A 22,952-nucleotide genomic window follows, 5' to 3' on the forward strand; every position below is an offset into this window, starting at 1 on the left:
TTGTTGACTTTCCGGCCGGCCGCGCGCATTCTCCTTGCACGCCCCGGCCGGCGGCGTTTCCTTCCATCCGGAGACGCAAGCATGAGATACGAAGCGACGATCGACAGCGATACCCTGGTGATGTTCGACCGCCAGACGAACCAGCCCCTGGACGCGGTTGCGGTCATCCCCGATTGCCGGGAAGACCTGGCGGCGCTAGTGGGGATGCTTCCCCGTGACATGGCGGGCGAGCTGGCGCGGTTGGCAGCCTGGCGGGCCGCGGGTTTTGACGGGGTGCCATCCGCCAGGTTCGATGCATGAGCCTGGGACACGCCGACTAGCCTCGCAATAGAGCAACGCCAATGCCGGCGACCCCTATCGCGAACGTCCACAGCCATTTCCAGTGCGCTAGGTAGAAACCCACTAGCGCATGCGCCAACCTTGCCGACCGGCTGTAGTCAGTGCCCATGACAGCAGCCACAACTACGCGCCGGTCGCCGACCTTCGTCGTCGAGCTGTTGAAGTACGGCTTGCCGTCGTACCAATCGCGGATGCGCTTCAGCACTGGCGTCCCCTGGTGCCCCTGCCAGCTTAGCGCGGAGACGCCGGCGCCATGCGCAATGCTGGCACGCTGCTGGCACGAAAAAGCCGGCACCAGGCCGGCTTATCGTAACTTCCTGATTTATATGGTGGGCGGTGCAGGGTTCGAACCTGCGACCCTCGCCGTGTGAAGGCGATGCTCTACCGCTGAGCTAACCGCCCGGTCCTGTATCGCCAGCGTGTGGCGATCGCGCCGTCACGGTTCCCGCGAGCGGGAATTGGTGACGGTGAAACGGGACGCGAAGTCTACGGGGAGCGGAGGGGGTGGGGCAAGCCTTGCAAAAGGGGCGGGCCTGCGGGCCACGCGGGAAAGCGTGGCCGTGGGTCGCGGAAACGCGTGGGAGGCAGGCTGCCTGAGCGTGCGTGCAGGGGCCGGCCCGAGCGCCTTGTCGGCATGGCTCGGCATGCGTCGAGAGGCTGGCGCATGTGGCGCCACCCCGGCGAAGCCGCCCGACTGCGGTGTTGCGCCCGTCAATCCGTGTAGGCGCGGATCAGCTGGTCCAGCTGCACGCGCTCGGCGTCGCGCAGGAAGGGGGAGAGCAGCATCATCACCTGCACGATCCCGTCGCGGATCGCAGCGCGTTCGTCGCCATCGCCGCGGATGGCGGCGTAGTTGAGCCAGAACGTGGCCAGCACCAGCAGGTTGGTCGCGGCGGCGTCGATTTCCGCAGGCGACGCGCGGATGACGCCGGCCTGCAACAGGCCCTGCATCACCGTGCGTGCGCGGTCGTCGGCGCGCTTGAGGATGCGCGCGAAACGTGTCCGCAGGCGCCGGCTGCGGCTGAGGATCTCCAGCAGGTCGCGGTAGAGGAAGCGGTACTCCCAGATGCATTCGAACACCTGGTGCAGCTGCAGCCAGATGTCCTCGAGCCCGGGCAGGCGACCGTCGGGCGGGGTGAGCACCTCGTCCATGCGCGCCTCGTAGCGCGTGAACAGCTGCTCGATGATGTCGTCCTTGTTGCGGAAGTGGTAGTACAGGTTGCCGGGGCTGATCTCCAGCTCGTCGGCAACGTGGTTGGTGGTGACGGTCGGCTCGCCCTGCGTGTTGAACATCACCAGCGCGCAATCGAGGATGCGCTGTCGCGTGTCGCGGGCCATCGGCGCGCTCAGCCCTTCAGGCTGGCGATGAGGTCGACGTATTGCTGCTGCGCGAGTTCGCGGGGGGTGCCCTTGAGTCTGCTCCAGGCCTCGAACTTGGCCGTACCGACGAAGTCGAAGAAGCCGGGTTTCTCGCCGGTGATGTCGCCTGCCGAACCCTGCTTGTAGAGCGCGTACAGGCGCAGCAGGGTCTCGTTGTCGGGCCGCTCCGGCAGCGACTGGACGTCCTTGGCCGCCTGTTGGAACGTCAACCTGCCGCTGGCCATCCCGCCCTTCCGAACTCAACCGGCCGCCATGACACCATGCAGCCCCGGGGTGGTCAACACGCCCTCCGCGCGCGCTGCAGCGTCGCCTTCATCAGTACGACCGACACTGCCGGAACCGCACCGTCGCGGTGCTGCCCGGCGGCGGGGTGAGCTGGATACGCGACGCCGCGAGATCGTCGTAGCGTTCGACCAGCGGGCAGATGCGGCCGAAGGGGTCGTCCTGGATGGTCGAGAGGAAGACTTCCAGAGTCGATTCTGTGGACCAGGCCGCGCGGTCCACGTCGGTCAGCGTGGACACCTCGGCGGCAACTTCGGCGCGCTGCTGTTCGATGTCGAGCGGTGCTGCCGGTGGCGCGGGGACGGCGGCCTGTGGCGCTGCGGACGGTTGCAGCGCGGTCGTCGGTGCGGTTGCCGGTGCGGGCAATGGTGCAGGCGAAGGCGTGGAGACCGGCTCGGCCGCGGAGACCGGCGGCGGGGATAGTGTTTGCGAGGGCGCAGCGATGGACGCGGGCAGGGCCAGCCAGATCGCCACGCCCGCGAGCAGCGCCGCCAGCCACGACAGCAGCACGCGCTGGCGCGCCGCCTGCGCGGCCTGCGCGCGGATGCCGGCCAGCTGTTCCACCGGCAGGAATTCGCGCAGCTGCGGCCACAGCGCGGGGCCGTCCAGCAGTTCGATGCGCTGCAGTGCCGCGACCGGGCGCGCGTCGTCGGTGATGCGTCCCTGGGTGAGCAGGAAGCCGCCCGCCGCGCCCTTCATGTCCATTGCGCGCGCAAGCTCGTTGACGGTCAGCCGGCCCAGCACGAAGGCGCTGCCGTGCTTGCACGAGAGCAGCCAGTGCTCGCCCTTGCGCTCGAGCATGTACTCGGTATCGCCGGCAGGATTGTCCTCGTCCACCAGGCGGCTGAACCCGCGCCGCGACAGCGCGTCGAGCACCATGTGGATGAAGGCCCGCCAGGACACCCCCGACAGTGCCTTGATGCCCGCCCGGGTCTCGTCGCGTCGCAGCTGCACCGTGCGGAAATACAGCGTGGCCACGCCACCGATCAGCAGCACGACGCCGATCGCGATCAGCCAGTTGGACATCGGTTACCAGGAGTCAGGGGGACAGCAAAGGATAGCGGAATCGACCGCGCAGGCAGATTCCGGCGCAGCTGCGGGCCGCTGGACGCCGAGCCGGATGCGTTCAGTTTCGAAGGCTGACCGGGTGCGCCGCGCAGGCAGCCTTCAGCTGTCGATGCCGCCCTGGAATCGTTCCGACAGCACCCGCCGAATTTCCGCCTCGATCGGGCCCTTCATCGCGGACAGCAGGAACCCCAGGGAGGCGGTCACGTGCAGCGTGTTCGGCTGCAGCGCAATGCGGCCGTCCACGCCGGAGCGGGCGAAGCGCATGACGTCGTCCTGCCAGCTGTAGTCGACGCCGAAGCGCTCGGACAGGCTGCGTGCCACCTGTTCGACGGCTGCGCGGGCCTGGTCCATCGGCAGGGAATGGGCGTGGTGGATATCGATGCCTGACATGGCGGCGCCTTGGCGGGGAGGGTCGACATTCTGCGACGGACTGGTGCGTCCGGCCAAGCTCGGCGAGATGGCTGCGTGCTAGATTGCCGCGCCATGGAACCCGTCAGATTGCGAATCGCCGGCCAGCCGCGCGACGACCGTCCGCTGTCCGTTGGCATGCACGGCATCGGCCGCACCGGAGCCGGCCGTATCGAAGTGGTCGAGGGCGGCGGCGAGTTCCCGCTGCGGCTGTGCGTGGACCGCCGCGGGGTGTGGCTGAACGTGGAGGAGGGCGCCCCCGGCGTCCACGTGAACGGCCGCCAGGTCCAGCGCATGGCGATGCTGCGCGCCGGCGATGCGATCTACGTCGATGGGGTCGAGCTGCGCCTGCTGTCGGCGCAGCCGGCGCAACTGCCGCGCGCCACCGACGAGGCCGGGCCGCCCGACGAGATGCCGAACCTGCGCGTTGTCCTGCGCGGTGTCGGTGGCCGCTTCCACGGCCGCTGCTTCACCCTGGAGCGGCCACGCCTGGTCGGCCGTCATTCCGATGCCGACATCCGCATCGACGATCCCGCCTTCGCCGATCGCCACGCGAGGCTGGAGCTGGTGGGCGAGCAGGTGGTGCTGCGCGACCTGGGTTCGGCCGAGGGCAGTCTGGTCAACGGTGAGCCGGTGCGCGATGCGCTGCTCGAATCCGGCGACCAGATCGTGTTCGACGGCCACCACCGCTTCGTGGTCGAAGCGCCGAGGCGGCGGCCGCGGACGGCCGCGGAAGACGCGGCGGCTGGGGTGGACACGCCGCTCGCAACGCCACCCGCCACCGGGCGGGCCATGCGCCTGCCGTGGCTGCTGCTCGCCGCCCTGGGCATGGCGGCACTGCTGGCGGCGCTGCTGCTGTTCGGCCCGGGCTGAAGCACTCCACCGCCGGCACGTGCCGGCCCGCGATCCCGGACGCAGCCATCGGGCTATCCGCGCGCGGCTTGTGAAGCCAGCGGGGCGGTCCGGCGCGACAGCCGTTTCCACAGGCGCCAGCCAAGCAGGCTGGCGAGGATCGCCGCGTACAGCAGCGGCTCGCGGTAGTCCGATTTCACGATCCACCAGAAATGCAGCACCGCCAGCGCTGCCACCGCATAGACCACGCGGTGCAACCGGCCCCAGTTGCGGCCCAGCCGCCGCATCCAGCCTCGGGTCGAGGTCACCGCCAGCGGCACCAGCAGCAGCCAGGCCGCAAAGCCCACGGTGATGTAGGGGCGCTTGACGATCTCCTCGAACACCAGCGCCCACCAGCCGCGCAGGTCGAGCGCGAGGTAGGCGGACAGGTGCAGACTGGCGTAGGCGAACGCGTACAGGCCGAGCATGCGCCGGAAGCGCATCAGCACGACCTGTCCGCTGAGCTGGCGCAAAGGCGTGACAGCGAGCGTGAGCAGCAGCAGGCGCAGCGCCCACAGCCCCAGCTCGTGCTCGATCGCGGCCACCGGATCGGGGCCGAGCGCGTCGATGTCAGCCTCGCTCCACACCTGCCACACGCGCCACGCCAGCAGCGTCAGCGGCGTCAGCGCCAGGGCGTGGACGCCGGCCTTGGCCAGCACGAGCGGACGGGAAGCCTGCGCCATGTGTGTCGATGTCCCTGGTGAGTTCTTGAAGCGCTCTGATTGTCATTCCGAGCGAAGCGAGGAATCTCGAGCGGACACCGGATCTCTCGCTGCGCTCGAGATGACAGCCGGGTCGCGGAGCGTCCAGGCGTGACGCTCGACGCCGGATGCCGGTCTCGCGCGCAAACCGGCCGCTCGGTTCGGCGGCGCCGGCTTCAATACCACTGCTTCAGATCCATCCCCGAATACAGCGCCGCCACCTGGTCGCCATAGCCGTTGAACATCCGCGTCGCGATGCGGTCGGCGAACAGCCGGTTGCCGGTGCCTGCGATGCGGCGCTCGGTTTTCTGGCTCCAGCGCGGATGGTCGACGCCGGGATTGACGTTGCTGTAGAAGCCATACTCGCTGGGCTGCAGCCGGTTCCATGCGGTCGGCGGCATGCGCTCGGTGAATCGAATCTCCACGATCGACTTGATGCTCTTGAAGCCGTACTTCCACGGCACCACCAGGCGCAGCGGCGCGCCGTTCTGCTGCGGCAGCGGCTTGCCGTACAGGCCGGTGGCCAGGAACGCGAGCGGGTGCAGGGCCTCGTCGATGCGCAGGCCTTCGCGATACGGCCAGTCGATCGCGCGGAAACGCACGCCGGGCATCTGCGCGGGATCGGCGAGCGTGGTGAAGGCGACGTACTTCGCCTTCGATGTGGGTTGGAACTTCTTCAGCACATCGGCCAGCGGCACGCCCAACCAGGGGATCACCATCGACCAGCCCTCGACGCAGCGCAGCCGGTAGATCCGTTCCTCCGGCGTGATGCCCTTGAGCAGGTCTTCGAACGACAGGTTGCCGGGCTTCGCGCATTCGCCCGACACGGCGACGTTCCAGGGCGAGGTGCGCAGCGTCTTCTTCGCGCGCGAAGGATCGGCCTTGTCGGTGCCGAACTCGTAGAAGTTGTTGTAGCCGGTGATGTCCTCGTAACGCGTCTGCGCTTCATCGGTACGGAAACCCGAGCGCGCCTGCGCAGGCGTGACCACTGCAGTCGATGGCGGCGCTTCCGCTTCGGCGCATCCGGCCAGCGGCAACAGCGAAGCGCCGGCGAAGGCTCCAAGCAGCCGTCGGCGTGCGCGATACACGGTTTCATCGGTAACGTCAGATGCGGGAATTGCCAGCACGCTGCGCAGCGACATAGTGGTTTCCTCTGGAAGCGTGGCTTGGACGCCGCGAGGCGTGAAAAGTTGCGCGCGGGCGGAAGGAATCGCTGTTGCGCTGCGGCATACTAGGACCCTCCACACTACCGACACGTGAAGCACGATGGCACGCGCATACAACTTCAGTCCCGGCCCTGCCGCACTGCCCGAGACGGTCCTGCGCCAGGCGCAGGCGGACATGCTCGAGTGGGGCGACACCGGGGCATCGGTCGTCGAGATCAGCCATCGCGGCCCGGAGTTCCTGGCGGTCGCGCGGCAGGCCGAGGCCGACCTGCGCGAGCTGATTGCCATTCCGGACGACTACGCGGTGCTGTTCCCGGCCGGTGGTGCGACCACGCAGCAGGCACTGATCGCGCTCAACTTCGCCGATGCCGGCCAGCGCGTCGATTACGTGGTGAGCGGGCACTGGGGCCGCACCGCGCTCAAGCAACTGGCGGCAGTCGACGTCAACATCGCCGCGAGCGGCGAGGACGACGGCTTCCGCACGATTCCCGCGCGCGAAAGCTGGAAGCTGTCGGACGATGCCGCCTACGTGCACCTCACCGCCAACGAAACCATCCACGGCGTCGAGTTCCGCCCGGCCTGGGGACAGGTGCCGCCCGACACCGGCAAGGTGCCGCTGTTCGCCGACTTCAGCTCGAGCATCGCCTCGGAGCCGATAGACGTGTCGAAGTACGGCCTGATCTACGCTGGCGCGCAGAAGAATCTCGGCCCGGTCGGGATCAGCGTGGTGATCGTGCGCCGCGACCTGCTCGAGCGCGCCGGCCAGCCGCGCGCGCAGATCTTCGACTACAGTTCGCAGCTGAAGAGCGAGTCGATGCTCAACACCCCGCCGACATGGAACTGGTACCTGCTGGGCCTGACCGTGCGCTGGATGCTGGACGAAGGCGGCACCGCGGAGTTCAACCGCCGCAGCGATGCCAAGGCAGGATCGCTCTACGGGGCGATCGATGGTTCCGGCGGCTTCTATCGCAACGAGGTCGACGCCAGCGTGCGCTCGCGCATGAACGTGCCGTTCTTCCTGCCCGATGCCGCGCTCGATGGCATGTTCCTCGACGGCGCGCGCGAGGCCGGGTTGATCGGTCTCAAGGGCCACCGCGTGCTCGGCGGCATGCGTGCCTCGCTCTACAACGCGATGCCGGTCGAAGGCGTGCAGGCACTGGTCGACTACATGCGCGAATTCCAGAACCGTCATGGCTGAGCGCAGCACGCGCGCCCGGGCGAAATCCGCGGCAACCAAGAACAAGCCGAAGGGTGCTGCCAAGGAGGCGACGCCGAAGGCTGCAAGCCGCAAGCCTGCGGCGATCAGCGCAGCGCCGTCGCGTACGCCGGCCCCGGCTTCGGCGCGCGCATCGGCGCGCAGCCGCGGCGAGCTTGCCGGGCAGGCCACGCCGGACCTGTCGGCGGTGCGCGTACAGATCGACAGCATCGACCGGGAAATCCAGGCGCTGATCGCCGAGCGCGCGCTGTGGGCGCACCAGGTCGGCAAGGCCAAGGGCAAACTGGCCGCGGCGATCGACTACTACCGTCCCGAGCGCGAGGCGCAGGTGCTGCGGCGCGTGGTCGACCGCAACGACGGACCGCTCAGCGACGAGGTGCTGGTGCGGGTGTTCCGCGAGATCATGTCGGCCTGCCTGGCCCAGCAGGAGCCGCTGAAGATCGGCTACCTCGGCCCCGAGGGCACGTTCTCGCAGCAGGCGGTGCACAAGCACTTCGGCCATTCGGCCAAGGGCCTGCCGCTGGTGAGCATCGAGGAGGTGTTCGACGAGGTCGCCGCGGGCAACGCCGATTTCGGCGTGGTGCCGGTGGAGAACTCGGGCCAGGGCACGATCCAGTCCACGCTCGACATGTTCCTGACCTCGCCGCTGAAGATCTGCGGCGAAGTCGAGCTGCGCGTGCACCAGTACCTGCTCTCGCGCACCGGCCACATCGAGGACATCGAGCGCGTGTACTCGCACGGCATGTCGCTGGCGCAGTGCAAGAACTGGCTGCGCCAGAACCTGCCGGACACGCACAAGGAAGCGGTGTCGAGCAACGCCGAGGCGGTGCGGCGCGCCAAGCTGTCCGACGACGCGGCGGCGATCGCCGGCGAGAACGCCGCGCACGTGTACGGCATGAAGGTGGTGGCCGGCCCGATCGAGGACCGCAGCGACAACACCACGCGCTTCCTGGTGATCGGGCGCGCGCTGTTCCCGCCGTCGGGCAACGACCGCACCTCGCTGATGGTCTCGATCCGCGACCAGCCCGGCGCGCTGTACCGGATCCTGGAGCCGCTGGCCCGCGCCAACATCAGCATGAACCGGATCGAGTCGCGGCCGGCACACGGCGCGGTCTGGCAGTACGCCTTCTTCATCGACGTGCAGGGACACGTGGACGAGTCGCCGTTGAAGGACGCACTCGCCGAGATCGACGATTTCGCCGGCGACGTGCGCGTGCTCGGCTCTTATCCGGTCGCGGTGCCGTGACCACGCGCGGCCCTTGCGCCGGCTCGCCGGCGACGGGCCGCCATGCGCGCGCGTCGGCGCGAGGCGCGCACGCACACACCAATGATTGACCTGCACGGGGAGATGCAATGAGCAGCGGCACGGATATGGACTGGATCGCATCGAAGGGCGCGCCGCTGCACGGCGAGCTGGCGGTGCCGGGCGACAAGTCGGTCTCGCACCGCGCGATCATGCTGGCCTCGCTGGCCGACGGCACCTCGCGCATCGACGGCTTCCTCGAAGGCGAGGACGCACGCGCCACCGAGACGATCTTCCGCCGCATGGGCGTGCGCATCGAGACGCCGCAGGCCGGCAGCCGCATCGTGCACGGCGTGGGCATCGACGGTCTGCGCGCGCCCGACGGGCCGCTCGACTGCGGCAACGCCGGCACCGGCATGCGCCTGCTGGCGGGCCTGCTGGCCGGGCAGTCCTTCGACACCACACTGGTGGGCGATGCCTCGCTGTCGAAGCGGCCGATGCGCCGCGTCACCGTGCCGCTGGCGCGCATGGGCGCGCGCATCGATACCGGCGAGGGCGGCGTGCCGCCACTGCGCATCCACGGCGGCAGCGCGCTGCAGGGCATCGACATCGAGACCGAGGTGGCAAGCGCGCAGGTCAAGTCCGCGCTGCTGCTGGCCGGGCTGTACGCGCAAGGCACGACCACCGTGCGCGAGCCGCACCCGACCCGCGACTACACCGAGCGCATGCTGCAGGCGCTGGGCTGGCCGATCGAGTTCTCGCCGGGCTTCGCCAGCGTGCAGGGCGGCCATCGCCTGCAGGCGCGCGACATCGTGGTGCCCGCTGATTTCTCTTCCGCCGCATTCTTCATCGTTGCCGCCAGTCTGGTGCCGGGTTCGGAACTGCGGCTGCAGCGCGTCGGCGTCAATCCACGCCGCACCGGCCTGCTGCACGTGCTGCGCCTGATGGGCGCGGACATCGTCGAGCATCCCGCGGGCGAACAGGGCGGCGAACCGGTGAGCGACCTGGTGGTGCGCCACGCGCCGCTGCGCGGGATCGAAGTGCCCGAAGCGCATGTCGCCGACATGATCGACGAGTTCCCGGTGCTGTTCGTGGCTGCCGCCTGCGCGCAGGGCGATACCGTGGTGCGCGGCGCGGCCGAACTGCGGGTCAAGGAGTCCGATCGCATCGCCACGATGGCGACGGGGCTGCGCTCGCTCGGCGTGCAGGTCGAAGAATCGCCCGATGGCGCGATCATCCGCGGCGGCAGCCGCCTTGGCGGCGGCAGCGTGCAGGCCCATGGCGACCATCGCATCGCCATGTCCTTCGCCGTCGCCGCGCAGCTGGCGCAGGGCGAGGTGCGCATCGGGGACGTGGCCAACGTGGCGACCTCGTTCCCAGGGTTCGAAGCGCTGGCCACTGGTGCGGGATTCGGCCTGCGGGCGGCCTGAGCTGTAGGAGCGGCTTCAGCCGCGATCGATGCTGGAGTGGCGCGATGCCCCGCCACGCTGGCATGGGGCTGATGCATCGATCGCGGCTGAAGCCGCTCCTACGGACGCTTCGGAAGACCCGCCGCCTGGCGCGCGCTACGGCGTGTCGATGGTGAAATCGACCGGCACCTGGACCACCGAGGCGACCGGTTTGCCATTGCGCATGGCCGGCTGGAAGGTCCAGTCGCGCACGGCACGCTGCGCGGCCCGATCCAGCTCGCGCGAACGGCTGCGCTCGGCCACCTGCACGTCGGTGGGCTTTCCGTCCGCCCCCACGTCCACGCGCAGCACGACGGTGCCCTGTTCGCCGGCGCGCAGTGCGGCAGCCGGGTACTCCGGCTGCGGCTGGTCGATCGGCGCGGCGACACGGTCGGCAGAGGTGGCCGGTCTGACACGTTCGGGTGCGGGCCGCTCGCGCGTGGCAGGCGGGGCTGAAACCGGTGACTCCGAGGGCAACGGTGTGGTCTCGCCGATCGTCGGGGTGCTGTCCAGTGGCGCGTCGCCGCGGCTGATGAAGTACCACGCTGCCAGGATGATCGCGAGCAGCAGCAGGATCCAGGGTAGCGGGCTGCGGCGCCGCGCCTGTGCGGCGTCGTCCGGTTGCGGTGGCGGTGGCGGGGCAGGGGGTTCGCGCGTCGGGTCGGACATGGCCGGGGATTCCTGTCGGGTGGCCCTGGCAAAGTTCCACGCGGCGCGTGCAGGCAGCGTCGCAGCGGCGTCAACGGCGGGTGAGGCTCAGCGCGGTGCGTCGGGTGAGGCTCAGCGCGGTGCGTCGGGTGAGGCTCAGCGCGGTGCGTCGAAGCGGATGGTCTGCTGGACCGTGCCCGGCACCGCCACACCATCGCGCAGTGCCGGCTCGAAGCGCCAGCGCCGGACGGCTTGCACCGCTGCGCGGTCGAGCGCACGGTTGCGGCTGCCGCTCACCACGCTGACCTCGCCGGCGCGCCCGTCGGCGCGAACCTCGATGCGCAGCACCACGTCGCCCGAAGCGCCGGCCCGCAGTGCGGCCGAGGGGTAGTCCGGCGGAGGCGCGGAGACCGCCCGGGGCTCGCGCGATCCCATGGCAGCTGCCGGCGCCTGGGTCGTTTGCGCGGCAGAGTCCGGGGCGACGGTGGCGGGAGCACCGTGCTGGTCGATCCGCGGCGCGTCAGCAGGTGCTGGCGCATTGGTGTCCATGCCACTTGCCGTGCTTTCACCGGCCGGCAGCGGCGCCGGCAGGGGATCGAAGACCTGGGTCGGCGCGCCGGGCATGGTCTCACCCGTCGCGCGGTAGAACTCGAACTCGTCGCGCTTGTTCGACAGCACCAGCGCGAACAGCAGCAGCCCGGCCAGGACCGCGCCGCCGACCAGCCACCATGCGCGGCCCGAGGGCAGGAATCGGGCGATGCCACGGGATGCGGGAGCAGGGGCTGGAGGCGTCGACATGCGTGGGGAAAGGCCTGTGTTTGGCCCGATTCTGGCACAGCCTGCCGATCGCGCCGAACGCGGCGGGGCAGCGCGCGGGCATCTCGGCGATAATCGCGCTTTCCCGCACTGCCTCTCCCGCCATGCTCGATCCGACCCTGCTCCGCCAGCATCTAGCCGATACCGCCGCCCGACTGCTGCACACGCGCGGCTTTGAAATTCCGGTCGAGCGGCTGCAGGCGCTGGAAGACGAGCGCAAGCAGATCCAGGTACGCACGCAGGAGCTGCAGAACCTGCGCAATACGCGCAGCAAGGCCATCGGCCAGGCGAAGGCCAAGGGCGAAGACGTGGCGCCGCTGCTGGCCGAGGTAGCCGGGATGGGCGACGAGTTGAAGACGAGCGAAGCGCGCCTGGATGTGATCCGCGCGGAACTCGAGTCGGTCGCGCTGGGCGTTCCGAACCTGCCCGATCCGTCGGTGCCGGTCGGCGCCGACGAAACGCAGAACGCCGAGCAGCACCGCTGGGGCACGCCGCGCGCGTTCGACTTCGAGGTCAAGGACCATGTCGAACTCGGCGCACGCAACGGCTGGCTGGATGGCGACACGGCGGCGAAACTCTCCGGCGCACGCTTCACGGTGCTGCGCGGCCAACTGGCGCGGCTGCACCGCGCGCTCGCGCAGTTCATGCTCGACGTGCACACCGGCGAACACGGCTACGAGGAGACCAACGTCCCGGTCATCGTCAACGCCGAAAGCCTGCTGGGCACCGGGCAGCTGCCCAAGTTCGAGGAGGACATGTTCGCCACCGAGCTGGGCGAGCACCGCCGCTACCTGGTGTCGACGGCGGAGATCCCGCTCACCAACACCGTGCGCGACGAGATCCTCGATCCCGCGCGGCTGCCGCTGCGCATGACCGCACATTCGCTGTGCTTCCGCTCCGAGGCCGGCAGCGGCGGTCGCGACGTGCGTGGCATGATCCGCCAGCACCAGTTCGAGAAGGTCGAGCTGGTGTCGATCACGCGCCCGGAAGACAGCGACGCCGAACTCGAGCGCATGACCCGCAGCGCCGAGACCGTACTCGAGCGCCTCGGCCTGCCGTACCGGCGCATGCTGCTGTGCTCCGGTGACATGGGCTTTGCCGCGCGCAAGACCTACGACCTGGAGGTGTGGCTGCCTTCGCAGCAGACCTACCGCGAGATCTCCTCGTGTTCGAACTGCGGCGATTTCCAGGCCAGGCGCATGCAGACGCGCTGGCGCAACCCCGACAGCGGCAAGCCCGAGCCGGTGCATACCCTCAATGGCTCCGGCACGGCGGTCGGCCGCGCCCTGATCGCGGTGATGGAGAATTTCCAGCAGGCCGACGGCTCCATCACCGTGCCGGACGTGCTGCGGCCCTACATGGGTGGCGCAGATCGCATCGCCTGAGCTGCACCGGTTTTCGCCAGTTTGCCTCCCGACGTGCCGTCCCGGACGCATCCCAACGTCCCATTCCGGACGCATCCCAACGTCCCGTCCCGAGCGCATTCCAACGTGTCATCCCGAGCGTAGCGAGGGATCTGCCCCTGCAGCTCAGCGTTGGGAACGAGGCTTGTCTGCACCCGAACGGCATGGACGGCCTCTCAGGCCGCTGCGGCCATCGCGGCCGGGATCGAGGCGAGCGCCTGCTCGATCGCGGCGGCCCGATGGTCCGGCGACAGCGCCACGCCATCGGCGCGCACGGTCTCGATGTCGGTGATGCCGAAGAATCCCAGCACCTGCCGCAGGTAGGGTTCGACGAAGTCGGTGGCCTGTCCCTCGTGCGCGCCACCCGCCGCCAGCGCCAGGATCACGCGCTTGCCGCCGGCCAGGCCGACCGGGCCCGATTCGGTGTAGCGGAAGGTGCGTCCGGCCACCGCGATCCGATCGATCCACGCCTTGAGGGAGGAGGGCGGGCCGAAGTTGTACATCGGCGCACCGATCACCACGACGTCCGCGGCCAGGAACTGCTCCAGCGCGGCCGTGCCGCGTGCGGCGCCCAGCTCGTCACGACCGGCGAGGATGTCGCCGGACAGATGCGGCAGCGGGTCCCGCTCGAGGTCGCGGACCTGGACTTCCAGCCCGCGCACCTCGGCCTGCCAACGTGCGACGATGGCGCCAGTCAGCTGGCGGGTGACCGAGTTCTCTCCGAGCACGCTGGAATCGAGCTGCAGCAGTTTCATGATCCTGTTCCTCTCTCGTTGGCGGTTGCCGAAGGAGGACACGGTAGTTTGTTGCGTTTATGGAATAAATGCCGTTAAATATCACGCATTGTTCCAAATAGGAGGTTAAAGTGCAGGACCTCAACGATCTGTACTATTTCGCCATGGTGGTCGAACACGGTGGCTTTGCCGCCGCCGAGCGCGCCCTGGGGATCCCCAAGTCGCGCCTGAGCCGACGCATCAGCCAGCTGGAGAACGAGCTCGGCGTGCGCCTCCTGCAGCGCTCGACGCGGCGCTTTGCCGTCACCGACGTCGGCCAGAGCGTGCACCGCCACGCCGTGTCGATGCTGGCCGAGGCCACCGCGGCGCGTGAAGTGGTGGACCGGCTCAGCGCCGAACCGCGTGGCGTGGTCAAGGCCAGCGTGCCGGTGGGCCTGGCGCAGCAGCTGATGCCCAAGCTGCTGCCAGAATTCCTTGCCCGTTATCCCGAGGTGCGCGTGCAGCTGCACGTGAGCAACCGCCGCGTGGACGTGATCAACGAAGGCTTCGACGTGGCGATCCGCGTGCGCACGCGCCTGGACGACGACGGCAGCCTGGTCATGCGCAGCTTCGGCCAGATACAGGAACTGCTGGTGGCCAGCCCGAAGTACCTCGACCGCGCCGGCCGCCCGACCTCGCCGGAACAGTTGGGCGAACACACCACCATGACCATGGGCGAGGACGAGGGACGACAGCGCTGGGAGCTGCAGGGCAAGGAGGGAGAGGTTCGCCGCGTCGAACTCAAGGCGCGCGTGTCGGGCTTCGATTTCCCGATGCTGATGGCGCTGGCCAAGCAGGGCCTCGGCATCACGATGCTGCCCGAGACCATGTGCGCCGAGGCTGTGCGCGGTGGCGAGCTGGAAGTTGTGCTGCCCGACTGGCGCCTGCCGCAGGGCGTTGCGCACGCGGTATTCGCCTCGCGTCGCGGCATGCTGCCGTCGGTGCGCGCGTTCATCGATTTCCTGGCCGAGAAGCTGCCGCCGCTGATCGAGGAATCCAGCCTCAACTGCCGCAGCTGCGGCAAGGAAGGCAGCGTGCCCGCGGCCCTCGCCGCACCGCGTCGCGCTGGCGACGCCGGAGCCCATGCGACAATGCGCTAGGCCGACGCACCGCCGCCTTGCAAGAGCTGCGGATACGCGCGCAAGCGCCGTGTTGCGCAGGCGCAAATCCGGAGAGATGGCCAAGTGGTTTAAGGCACCGGTCTTGACCCGGAGGCCGCAGGCCGGAGGGAACAGCGGCGCAGCCGCTGGTCAAACCGGCGAAGACGGCGCGCAAGCGCCGTGGCCGGGATGCGCTGGAAATCGGAGAGATGGCCGAGCGGTTTAAGGCACCGGTCTTGAAAACCGGCGAAGGGTCAAACCTTCCGTGGGTTCGAATCCCACTCTCTCCGCCAGTCCTCTATAAGTGTCTGATTTAAAACGCTTTTAGCGTGGATTGGAGATCGGGGCCGGGACACAGTTCGGGACACATCCCGACATGCGCATCCCGCATTATTTGATCAAAAGCTCTGGCGGCAACTTCGTGTTTCGCCAGTTGGTGCCGCGGCGCCTCCAATCGCTCCTTGGTCGACGTGTCATCAAGCATGCGCTCCGCACCTCCAATGTTCGACTAGCGCAGCAACGGGCACTCGTGTTCGCCGAGCGGTATGCTCGGGCCTTTGAAGAGATCGGAAGGCAGGGGATGCCTAGGGGACCGAGCGCAGAGGATGTGCTGGCGAGCGTGGCCGGAAATGGCCTCTCGCGCTACGAGATTGATCTTTCGACCGGGCGCATTCGCGTCGATGGCCCCGACGACCATGCCTTGGCGATGGACGCGCTCGCGAAGATTGGCGCGGTGGGGCTGCTGCGGCCCACGCAGTCCGGTCCAACGCCGGCACCGCCCGTCGAGGAACCTGCGCCGAAGCTGACGGTGCCCGCGCCGATCTCGATGAAGCTCGCGAAGGCGGCCTGGCTGAAATCCTTGGAGCCGAGCACGACCAAGAAGACCTTGATCATCAAGGGCTCGGCGATTGAGGATCTCGTGCGCTTTGTCGGCGAGAACCGCGGCCTACATACGCTGACCCGCGTGGACCTCGCTGGCTGGTATCAGCATCTGCGCGACCAAGGCATTGCAACACCGACGCTTACAAACAAGCAGTCGTATGTGGGCGGGCGCCACAGTTTCTTTGCCTGGGCGATGGCATCGGGGCACTACCCAACGGGCGATAACCCCGCGCGCGGCCACATTTCGTATACGGCGAACGAGAAGCGCAAGCGGCGCAAGTTCGGGTTCAAGGCGTTTACGCGCGAAGAGATCGCGGTCCTCTTCGCCCCCGAGCATATTGCCAAGATGTCCTTCCATGCTCGGTGGGCGGCTTGTATCGGCCTCTACACGGGCGCTAGGGTCTCGGAGATTGGTCAGCTCCGCGTGCTGGATGTGATCGAGTTCGATGGGATTCCGTGTTTCAGCTTCACCGATGAGGGGGAACACCAGAGTCTCAAGACCGAAGTAAGCCGGCGCGTTGTGCCGATCCATCCCCGCCTGATCGAAATGGGGTTCTTGGATCACGTTCAGTCCCTGGTGTGCGCGAACGAGAGCCAGCTGTTCCCGAAGGGCGAGGTCGATGCGATCAACGGCCGCGGAAATTGGATTACGAGGCGTTTGGTTACTACTTGAAACCGCATGCGGCCGGGTGGCCACCTGGCAAGCGCGGATTTCATTCCCTGCGCAAGTCGGTGATCCAGGAGCTGCAGGGCAGGGGTGTGGCGTCCGAGATGCGTGCTCAGATCGTCGGGCATGAGCTCGATGACGAGCATCACGCAGTCTATTCGCGCGAATTCACTCCGCGAGAGAAGCTTTCTGGCGTGAAAACTGGAAATCGTTTCAGCCCAGCGCTTGCTTCACTCGATTTTGAAGTCATACCGCTCGACTGATAGTCGAGCAGTTCCCTGGTGTTGCATCAACGGAGCTTGTAGTGCGCATTGAATTTGTAGAGATTTCCAGTTTCCGCAAGTTGTTGGCGGTCCGAATTGACCTTGCCAAGAATTCGACAGTTTTTGTTGGAGCGAACAACAGCGGAAAATCGTCAGCGATGGTCGCGCTTAGGCGTTTCCTTGTTGATCATGGCGAGCTATCGATCAACGACTTCACTCTTAGCCACTGGGCTTCAATCACCGCACTTGGGCAGGCTTGGGAGGCAGAAACCGAAGGAGATGAGGCGGAAGAGTTCGACTGGGGCAGGGTTGCGCCGTCGCTAGATGTCTGGCTTTCGGTGCCAGACATCCAGGTTCATTTCGTTCAGAAGATTCTTCCGACGCTCGATTGGGATGGATCTGCGATCGGGGTTCGACTTCGCTTCGAGCCCAAGAACATCGAGGACTACAAGAGAGAGTATCTGGCGGCACGAAGTTCCGTGAAAACCGTTTTGGCTGCTGTGGAGCCTGGTGAGGACGAAGAGTCCGAACCGTTCTCTCTCTGGCCGAAGTCGATGATCGAATTTCTATCAAAGCGCTTGAACGCGCTGTTTGAAGTGAAGTCCTATCTCCTCGACCCAGCCGCGGTTAAACAACCGAAGGATGGGGAAGCCTTTCCTCAGCCTCTACCGCCTAGTAGCGAGCCGCTATCTGATGACCCCTTCAAGGGGCTCATTAGGATCGACGAGATCAGTGCCCAGCGCGGGCTGGGGATGCCGGTCCGGAAAGGCGGCAAGGGCGAAGATGAGGCTGACATCACAGCACGCGTTAGCACTAAGCTATCGGCGCAGTTGCGCGGGTACTACGCTCAGCACCTTGATCCCTTTGATCAACCAGAAGCCGATGACCTGATCGCCCTGCAAGCGATCCATGCAGCTCGCGTAAAATTCGGAAAACAGTTGGCTGAGTCGTTCGCGTCAGCTATCGAGGAGCTTGAAGGAATTGGCTACCCAGGCCTGACCGATCCGAAGCTTTCGCTCGCTGCTGATCTGCGCCCTTTGGACGCATTGAGACACGGCTCGGCGCTGAACTATGAAGTTCCAACGCATCTTGCTGAGGCCGGCATGGTCAGCCGCCTCCCAGAAGACTCGAACGGCCTTGGATACCAGAACTTGGTCTCCATGGTGTTCGCCCTCATGGGGTTTCGCGACAAATGGATGCGTGTGGGCAAGGCCGGAAAGAAGGCCGCAAACGATTCCCATGTGCCCAGGTTGCACCTTGTGCTAGTGGAAGAGCCAGAAGCCCACTTGCATGCGCAAGTGCAGCAGGTGTTCATCGCGCATGCTTACAGCGTGCTTCGAAAGCACGAACTGTTAGGCGAATCAGAAGAATTTCAGACGCAGATGGTGGTCAGCACTCATTCGAGCCACGTCGCCCACGAGGCAGAATTCGCCTCACTGCGCTACTTCCGCCGTATGCCAGTCCACGCCGTCAAAGGTGCTGTCCCGATATCTCGTGTCGTAGGGCTGTCTCGCACCTTTGGCGACGATGAAGACACGAAGCGATTCGTCCGCCGATATCTCAAAGTCACTCATTGCGATCTCTTCTTCGCGGATGGCGCGATCTTGGTGGAAGGTCCTGCTGAGCGAATTCTCGTGCCCCACATGGTCCGAAGTCGAGATCCCTATAGGTATCTGACGAGGTGCTACATCACGTGGCTCGAGATTGGTGGAAGTCATGCGCATCGCTTGAAGTCGCTGCTCACAGACCTTGGGCTCAACACCCTGGTCATCACCGATCTAGACGCTAAGTCGGCAACGGGATCGAAGGTCCTTCCAAAGCGCGGCGACGCGCAGAAATCGCGCAACTACACCTTAGGGAACTGGGTACCGAAAGAAGATGACTTGGATGCTCTACTCGATATGAGTGAGGGCTCACTCGCGACACTGGATAAAACGGGGTTTGGAGTTCGGGTTGCCTATCAACAGCCGGTAAAGCTTACCTTTGGAACAGATGTCGATGTAGAAGCCATTGCCAACACTTTCGAGGATGCGCTGGTGTATCGGAACATCGAGTTCTTCAGAACGCTGCCGGGTCCTGGGCTTGCAAAGAAATTTCGCGATGCGATCGTCGGAAGCACCACTGTGCTTGAGCTAGCGACGAAGCTTCACGCTGATCTTGCTGCAGGCGACAAAGCGGAACTGGCGATGAACATCTTGGAGAACGAGGATCTTCAGGGATTGCAGCTGCCTAGCTACATTGACGCAGGCCTTCTCTGGCTTGTCGAAAGACTTCGACGAAAAGAAGACGACATGGTCGGAAAGCATCCGCCGCCAGATGATGAAGACCAAGCTCAGGCGCAGGCGGCGCCGGCATGAACAGCGCAATCGAAGCTCCGAATGATGAGATCGACGCCGCGGCCGATGCGGAGATCGCAGCATGTCTAAACCCCAATGCTCTCACGAGCTTCTTTCTCTTCGCTGGCGCTGGCTCGGGTAAGACGCGCTCTCTCGTTTCCGCTCTAAGCCATGTGCAAGCAGCCTGGGGCGCTCGGCTTCGGCAACGTGGTCAGAGCATCGCAGTCATCACCTTCACTAATGCAGCGTGCGATGAGATCAAGCGGCGCGTTCAGTTTGACCCCCTGTTTGACGTTCGCACTATCCATAGCTTCGCTTGGTCTCTGATTGAAGGGCTCAATTCGGATATCCGCGCATGGTTGACAGACCACCTCGTCGCTGAGATTGCCGATCTCCGTCAAAAGGAAGCGAACGGCCGGGCTGGGAAGGCGAGGGAAGAACGAATTGCCAAGATCGCGGCTTATAGCGCCCGGCTTGAAGCAATGCCTGGTATTCGTAAGTTCATCTATAGCCCGACGGGCTCGAACCGCACACGTGATGCGCTCAACCATGCAGATGTCATCAAGATCACCGCTCATTTTCTGAGCGAGAAGCCCCGTATGCGTGGCATCTTTGTCGGACGCTACCCGATTCTCTTGGTCGACGAGAGCCAGGATACCAATGCGGCATTGGTCGATGCGTTCTTCCGCGTTGACGCTGAGCACTCGGGCGCTTTCGCGATGGGCCTGATCGGGGACATGATGCAGCGCATCTACGTGGACGGAAAAGAGGATCTCGACGTAGGTTTACCGCCTGCTTGGCGCACGCCGAAGAAGGTGATGAATCACCGCTGCCCGTCGCGCGTCATCGAGCTGCTGAACGCTGTGCGAGATGCCACCGATCAGCAAAAGCAGCGGCCGAGATCCGACGCGGCCAAAGGCTTCGTTCGCCTCTTCGTTCTTCCAGCTGAGCATCCCGACGTAGGCGGTGCAGAGATTGGGGTCGCACAGAGGATGGCCGAGATCACCGGCGACGACGCTTGGGCTGTTCCAGACAAGGTGAAAACGCTCACACTTGAACACAAGATGGCTGCTAGGCGACTAGGGTGTTTCGAAGTCTTCAGTGCTCTGTATGCGCTTGACTCGCAAAGTCTCCTTCAGCGCACGCAGTCTGTGGCGTTGTTCTTTACAGATCAGATGCTGCCTCTTGTCGAAGCACGTCAGGCAGGTGATCGCTTCGGACTTATGCGGCTTCTGAAAATGCATTCTCCACTCATGACGACGGAGGCACTCGCAGTAAATCCGGGGCGGGGATACCTAGCGCATGTTCAAGCCGCAGTTGACTCGCTTGCAGGCTTGATGACTGAGAATCAAGATCCGTCGCTCCTCGTTGTTCTCCGCGAGGTTGCGAGATCCAATCTCTTGGAAGTTCCAGAACGACTTTCGGCCTGGGCAACTGTGGCGATGGATGCAGAAGCTAACGCGGGAGAGGGTGATGGAGAGAACGATCCGAAGACTCTCGCGCGCATAGAAGCTATTGATGAACTACTTGCCACTCCGTTCTCACAGATCACGCCATTACGGGAATACCTTGAAGGGCGCGCTCGGTTCGACACACACCAAGGCGTTAAAGGACTTGAGTTCGAGCGCGTGATGGTTGTGATGGACGACTTCGAAGCGAAGGGATTTTCATTTAAGTATGGCGATCTGTTCGGCGGGAAGGATGAGGGAAGGATCGTGGAATCGACTAGGCGACTGTTCTACGTCGTCGCGAGTCGCGCTGAGAAAAGCCTGGCGCTAGTCGCCTACACAAAGGAGCCAGGTCGGGTGCGAGACTTTGCCTTGCGCTCTGGTTGGCTGGCAGATGATGAAATCATTGTTGTCAATTAGTGCTTGCTCACTGCACGTCTTCCTTCCTAACCGAACCGCTTTCTGCCTCTTTGTAGGTCTGTCAGCGGTGCTAGGAGTGTTTCGGGCGTGCGACGACCCCTTCAATCAGATGGACTCTTGATGGCAACCGCTCTTAACCACGACGCGTCGGTCGCAGTCCTCGTCGACTGTGTAATGACCCAGCGGTTCCTGCACAGGTCAGGCCGCTAAAGCATAGGCCTCAGCGGGTGTCTTCATGCCCAGCGCTTGGTGCGGGCGCCGGTGGTTGTAGAACTGGATCCAATCGCCGTGCTACTCAAAACCGGGGGGACGTCGGGACCGCCGAGGCATGTTCCTGTGTTGCTCGCGCTATCCCAAGTGCCAAGGGGGTGCGAACATCACCTGATGGCGTCCGGCAACTTCCCTCGCAGCGCTGCAACCGGCAAACGAGCTGAGAATCGAGTAGGTGATTTGTTCACCGACTGGGGCTGGTCTGTCGGCTGCTACTGGATCGACAGCGGATACGATTTCACCGTGATGCCTGATCGGGGCGTCTACAAGGGGCGCCAGTTCCTGGTGCAGTGCAAAGGCACAATCCAGCGCAAGCGCCCCAGAGTGTTGACCGCGCCGGTAAGCAAGTCGCGCCTTCGGACGTATGCCGAGTGCGAGGATCCGGTGATCATCGTTCGAACGGCCGCTGACTTTACGCATTACTGGGTCCATGCGCAGGAATGGTGTGAGGCACATCGCGCTCGCCTGGATGGCGCCGGGGCGAGCGGGGTGCGCTTCGATCCAGCCCGCCGCTTAGATGATCGGCAGGCGTTCGAATCGTTCCTGCGCCAAGTCTTCGAGCATACGCGCGTGGCGCCGAGGTCCTCACAACCCTTGATGCTGGCAGGCGCTGCGGAGACTAAAGGGCCAGATCAGGCCAGTTTTGGCATGCCGGCTCCCGGGGAGCGGATGCGCATGACGTTTCAGCCTGTCCGCACCGATGAGAACATGCAAAAGCTTCGAGAGGTCATTCAGTTCGGCCTCCCGAACACGGTTGCTGTCGATGCGCTGCGAGTGCATCGCGAGGACGTTGAAAAGTTTAGGGAGCCGCTCGGACCCCTTGTAGGGAATCTGACAATCTCGTCTGAGCCTGCTGAGACGGGAACGGTCTATCTGTATCCAGGCTACGAGCGATCCGTGTCCGTGCAGCCTCTGGCGATCCCAACCGATCTGTTCCGAGGGCAGGGCGGCGCAGCCGTCTCAACAGTCAAGCGCGATGGGATCGTCGATCTCTCCATTCTGTTCGAGCAAGTGGCTGACAAGGCAGACGTCAAGCTCACGCTTGGTATTCGGCACACTCGGTTGAGCCAAACCTTCCTCCGCGAGTTCGATCAGCTAGCCCTGATAGGCGTCTGGGCTGAGCAGGTGATGGCGCATGAAGGCTTCTATGCTGAGATGGTGTTCCCGCACGGCCGTATGCCTCTACGGCCAGGGCGAGAAGACTTTGAAATTTTCGAGAATTTCGTGCTCATGGCCCGCACGCTAGGTCGCGTGCACCTGATCGCCCGAACTCTGGGCTGGGACTACGTTGCGCCCGGAGCGCTGTCGATCAGCATGGCCGAAGTGGCCGACATCGACTTGGCTTTCGGGCTTTTAAAAGGTGAGCGGCGGAGCGGGAGTGTTGAAAGCTTCGATTTCGAGTCCGAGGCTGACGTAGAGACGAGCGGTGAGGGCATGCTGTTCTTTGCGAGCAGCTTGGCGCTCGCAATGAACGGGAACCAAGTTGGGACTGTTCCGATCAAGATGGAGCTTCCTGGCTACTCGGTGCAGCGCGGCGAAGCAGGTAGCCCACATCGCATCGTCAAGGGTCCGCAGGCAGAGGCGTGGATCTTCTATACCAAGCATGACTTTGAGGGCACGCTGGTTAGAAAAGACGCGCCCTAGCGAGGGCTCTGGAAGTTGCCCGTCGGAGCCTGCTAGACTCCCAAGACACTCTCTAGGACACAGTCCGAGCAGTGTCAGGCCTTTATTTTCGATGGCTTAGGGGTTGGGGGTACCGTTTCCCACTCTCTCCGCCATTCCGC

22 protein-coding genes, 2 tRNA genes and 1 pseudogene are annotated in these 22,952 nt (G+C 65.3%); 13 read left to right on the forward strand and 12 right to left on the reverse strand.

Going from position 1 to position 22,952, the window contains the following annotated elements; genetic code table 11:
- Positions 1 to 81 precede the first annotated feature (81 nt).
- On the forward strand, positions 82 to 300 hold the full coding sequence (locus tag ACW5DW_RS06970) for a hypothetical protein (RefSeq protein ID WP_457018033.1): 219 nt from the start codon (positions 82 to 84) through the stop codon (positions 298 to 300).
- Between the two features lie 16 nt (positions 301 to 316).
- Here ACW5DW_RS06970 and ACW5DW_RS06975 read toward each other — a convergent pair whose 3' ends face one another.
- The 6 genes from ACW5DW_RS06975 to ACW5DW_RS07000 form a co-directional block, all read right to left on the reverse strand.
- Positions 317 to 544, reverse strand: coding sequence for a hypothetical protein (locus ACW5DW_RS06975; protein ID WP_457018034.1), 228 nt, complete (start codon positions 542 to 544; stop codon positions 317 to 319).
- A gap of 122 nt (positions 545 to 666) precedes the next feature.
- Positions 667 to 741, reverse strand: a tRNA-Val gene (locus ACW5DW_RS06980).
- Between the two features lie 309 nt (positions 742 to 1,050).
- Positions 1,051 to 1,677: a TetR/AcrR family transcriptional regulator gene (locus ACW5DW_RS06985; RefSeq protein ID WP_457018035.1), complete on the reverse strand. Its 627-nt coding sequence runs from the start codon at positions 1,675 to 1,677 to the stop codon at positions 1,051 to 1,053.
- An 8-nt stretch (positions 1,678 to 1,685) separates the two neighbouring features.
- Complete coding sequence (locus ACW5DW_RS06990; protein WP_457018036.1) at positions 1,686 to 1,943, reverse strand: acyl-CoA-binding protein; 258 nt, start codon at positions 1,941 to 1,943, stop codon at positions 1,686 to 1,688.
- A gap of 91 nt (positions 1,944 to 2,034) precedes the next feature.
- Positions 2,035 to 3,027 (reverse strand): restriction endonuclease, encoded by a 993-nt coding sequence (locus ACW5DW_RS06995; RefSeq protein ID WP_457018037.1) that lies wholly within the window; start codon positions 3,025 to 3,027, stop codon positions 2,035 to 2,037.
- A gap of 141 nt (positions 3,028 to 3,168) precedes the next feature.
- Positions 3,169 to 3,459 carry a polyhydroxyalkanoic acid system family protein gene (locus ACW5DW_RS07000; RefSeq protein WP_457018427.1) on the reverse strand — a complete coding sequence of 97 codons (291 nt, stop codon included), beginning with the start codon at positions 3,457 to 3,459 and terminating at the stop codon, positions 3,169 to 3,171.
- 93 nt (positions 3,460 to 3,552) lie between these two features.
- Here ACW5DW_RS07000 and ACW5DW_RS07005 point away from each other — a divergent pair, with 93 nt between their 5' ends.
- Complete coding sequence (locus ACW5DW_RS07005; protein ID WP_457018038.1) at positions 3,553 to 4,350, forward strand: FHA domain-containing protein; 798 nt, start codon at positions 3,553 to 3,555, stop codon at positions 4,348 to 4,350.
- Positions 4,351 to 4,403: 53 nt separating this feature from the next.
- On the opposite strand, the gene msrQ is transcribed toward ACW5DW_RS07005, so the two are convergent.
- Together msrQ and msrP are read right to left on the reverse strand one after the other, a co-directional pair.
- Positions 4,404 to 5,051, reverse strand: a complete 648-nt coding sequence (gene msrQ / locus ACW5DW_RS07010) for a protein-methionine-sulfoxide reductase heme-binding subunit MsrQ (protein WP_457018039.1) — start codon at positions 5,049 to 5,051, stop codon at positions 4,404 to 4,406.
- Positions 5,052 to 5,245: 194 nt separating this feature from the next.
- Entirely contained in the window at positions 5,246 to 6,211 is a 966-nt protein-coding gene (gene msrP, locus ACW5DW_RS07015) for a protein-methionine-sulfoxide reductase catalytic subunit MsrP (protein ID WP_457018040.1), read from the reverse strand.
- 124 nt (positions 6,212 to 6,335) lie between these two features.
- Between msrP and serC the strand changes: the two genes are divergently transcribed.
- The 3 genes from serC to aroA all read left to right on the forward strand — a co-directional run bounded on the left by serC (position 6,336) and on the right by aroA (position 10,124).
- Complete coding sequence (gene serC / locus ACW5DW_RS07020; protein ID WP_457018041.1) at positions 6,336 to 7,433, forward strand: phosphoserine transaminase; 1,098 nt, start codon at positions 6,336 to 6,338, stop codon at positions 7,431 to 7,433.
- Positions 7,426 to 8,697: a prephenate dehydratase gene (pheA, locus tag ACW5DW_RS07025; RefSeq protein WP_457018042.1), complete on the forward strand. Its 1,272-nt coding sequence runs from the start codon at positions 7,426 to 7,428 to the stop codon at positions 8,695 to 8,697. Before serC ends, pheA begins: the two co-directional genes overlap by 8 nt.
- A 107-nt stretch (positions 8,698 to 8,804) precedes the next feature.
- The gene (aroA, locus tag ACW5DW_RS07030) at positions 8,805 to 10,124 is read left to right on the forward strand and encodes a 3-phosphoshikimate 1-carboxyvinyltransferase (protein WP_457018043.1); all 1,320 of its coding nucleotides are present in this window, start codon (positions 8,805 to 8,807) and stop codon (positions 10,122 to 10,124) included.
- Positions 10,125 to 10,259: 135 nt separating this feature from the next.
- Here the strand turns inward: aroA and ACW5DW_RS07035 are convergent, their stop codons facing one another.
- Both ACW5DW_RS07035 and ACW5DW_RS07040 read right to left on the reverse strand, forming a co-directional pair.
- A complete protein-coding gene (locus tag ACW5DW_RS07035) occupies positions 10,260 to 10,811 on the reverse strand; it encodes an energy transducer TonB (RefSeq protein WP_457018044.1) in 552 nt (183 codons plus the stop codon).
- 135 nt (positions 10,812 to 10,946) lie between these two features.
- The gene (locus ACW5DW_RS07040) at positions 10,947 to 11,588 is read right to left on the reverse strand and encodes a TonB family protein (protein WP_457018045.1); all 642 of its coding nucleotides are present in this window, start codon (positions 11,586 to 11,588) and stop codon (positions 10,947 to 10,949) included.
- A 122-nt stretch (positions 11,589 to 11,710) separates the two neighbouring features.
- Between ACW5DW_RS07040 and serS the strand changes: the two genes are divergently transcribed.
- On the forward strand, positions 11,711 to 12,991 hold the full coding sequence (gene serS / locus ACW5DW_RS07045) for a serine--tRNA ligase (protein ID WP_457018046.1): 1,281 nt from the start codon (positions 11,711 to 11,713) through the stop codon (positions 12,989 to 12,991).
- A gap of 194 nt (positions 12,992 to 13,185) precedes the next feature.
- Here the strand turns inward: serS and ACW5DW_RS07050 are convergent, their stop codons facing one another.
- A complete protein-coding gene (locus ACW5DW_RS07050) occupies positions 13,186 to 13,764 on the reverse strand; it encodes an FMN-dependent NADH-azoreductase (protein WP_457018047.1) in 579 nt (192 codons plus the stop codon).
- A 110-nt stretch (positions 13,765 to 13,874) separates the two neighbouring features.
- Between ACW5DW_RS07050 and ACW5DW_RS07055 the strand changes: the two genes are divergently transcribed.
- From ACW5DW_RS07055 to ACW5DW_RS07080, 6 genes are all read left to right on the forward strand, one after another.
- Positions 13,875 to 14,882 (forward strand): LysR family transcriptional regulator, encoded by a 1,008-nt coding sequence (locus ACW5DW_RS07055; RefSeq protein WP_457018048.1) that lies wholly within the window; start codon positions 13,875 to 13,877, stop codon positions 14,880 to 14,882.
- A gap of 203 nt (positions 14,883 to 15,085) precedes the next feature.
- Positions 15,086 to 15,175 (forward strand) — tRNA-Ser (locus tag ACW5DW_RS07060).
- An 83-nt stretch (positions 15,176 to 15,258) separates the two neighbouring features.
- Positions 15,259 to 16,437, forward strand: coding sequence for a DUF6538 domain-containing protein (locus tag ACW5DW_RS07065; protein WP_457018049.1), 1,179 nt, complete (start codon positions 15,259 to 15,261; stop codon positions 16,435 to 16,437).
- Positions 16,407 to 16,694: a hypothetical protein gene (locus ACW5DW_RS07070; protein ID WP_457018050.1), complete on the forward strand. Its 288-nt coding sequence runs from the start codon at positions 16,407 to 16,409 to the stop codon at positions 16,692 to 16,694. The genes ACW5DW_RS07065 and ACW5DW_RS07070 overlap by 31 nt, the downstream gene beginning before the upstream one ends.
- Positions 16,695 to 16,735: 41 nt before the next feature.
- Positions 16,736 to 19,051 (forward strand): AAA family ATPase, encoded by a 2,316-nt coding sequence (locus ACW5DW_RS07075; RefSeq protein ID WP_457018051.1) that lies wholly within the window; start codon positions 16,736 to 16,738, stop codon positions 19,049 to 19,051.
- On the forward strand, positions 19,048 to 20,898 hold the full coding sequence (locus tag ACW5DW_RS07080) for a UvrD-helicase domain-containing protein (RefSeq protein WP_457018052.1): 1,851 nt from the start codon (positions 19,048 to 19,050) through the stop codon (positions 20,896 to 20,898). Before ACW5DW_RS07075 ends, ACW5DW_RS07080 begins: the two co-directional genes overlap by 4 nt.
- Positions 20,899 to 21,096: 198 nt before the next feature.
- Here the strand turns inward: ACW5DW_RS07080 and ACW5DW_RS07085 are convergent.
- A pseudogene (locus ACW5DW_RS07085) lies at positions 21,097 to 21,180 on the reverse strand (integrase core domain-containing protein); the annotation flags it as partial.
- Positions 21,181 to 21,282: 102 nt separating this feature from the next.
- On the opposite strand from ACW5DW_RS07085, the gene ACW5DW_RS07090 reads away from it, so the two are divergent.
- Positions 21,283 to 22,812 carry a DUF4365 domain-containing protein gene (locus ACW5DW_RS07090; protein ID WP_457018053.1) on the forward strand — a complete coding sequence of 510 codons (1,530 nt, stop codon included), beginning with the start codon at positions 21,283 to 21,285 and terminating at the stop codon, positions 22,810 to 22,812.
- Positions 22,813 to 22,952: the final 140 nt, after the last annotated feature.

Source organism: Luteimonas sp. A482, from assembly GCF_054072655.1.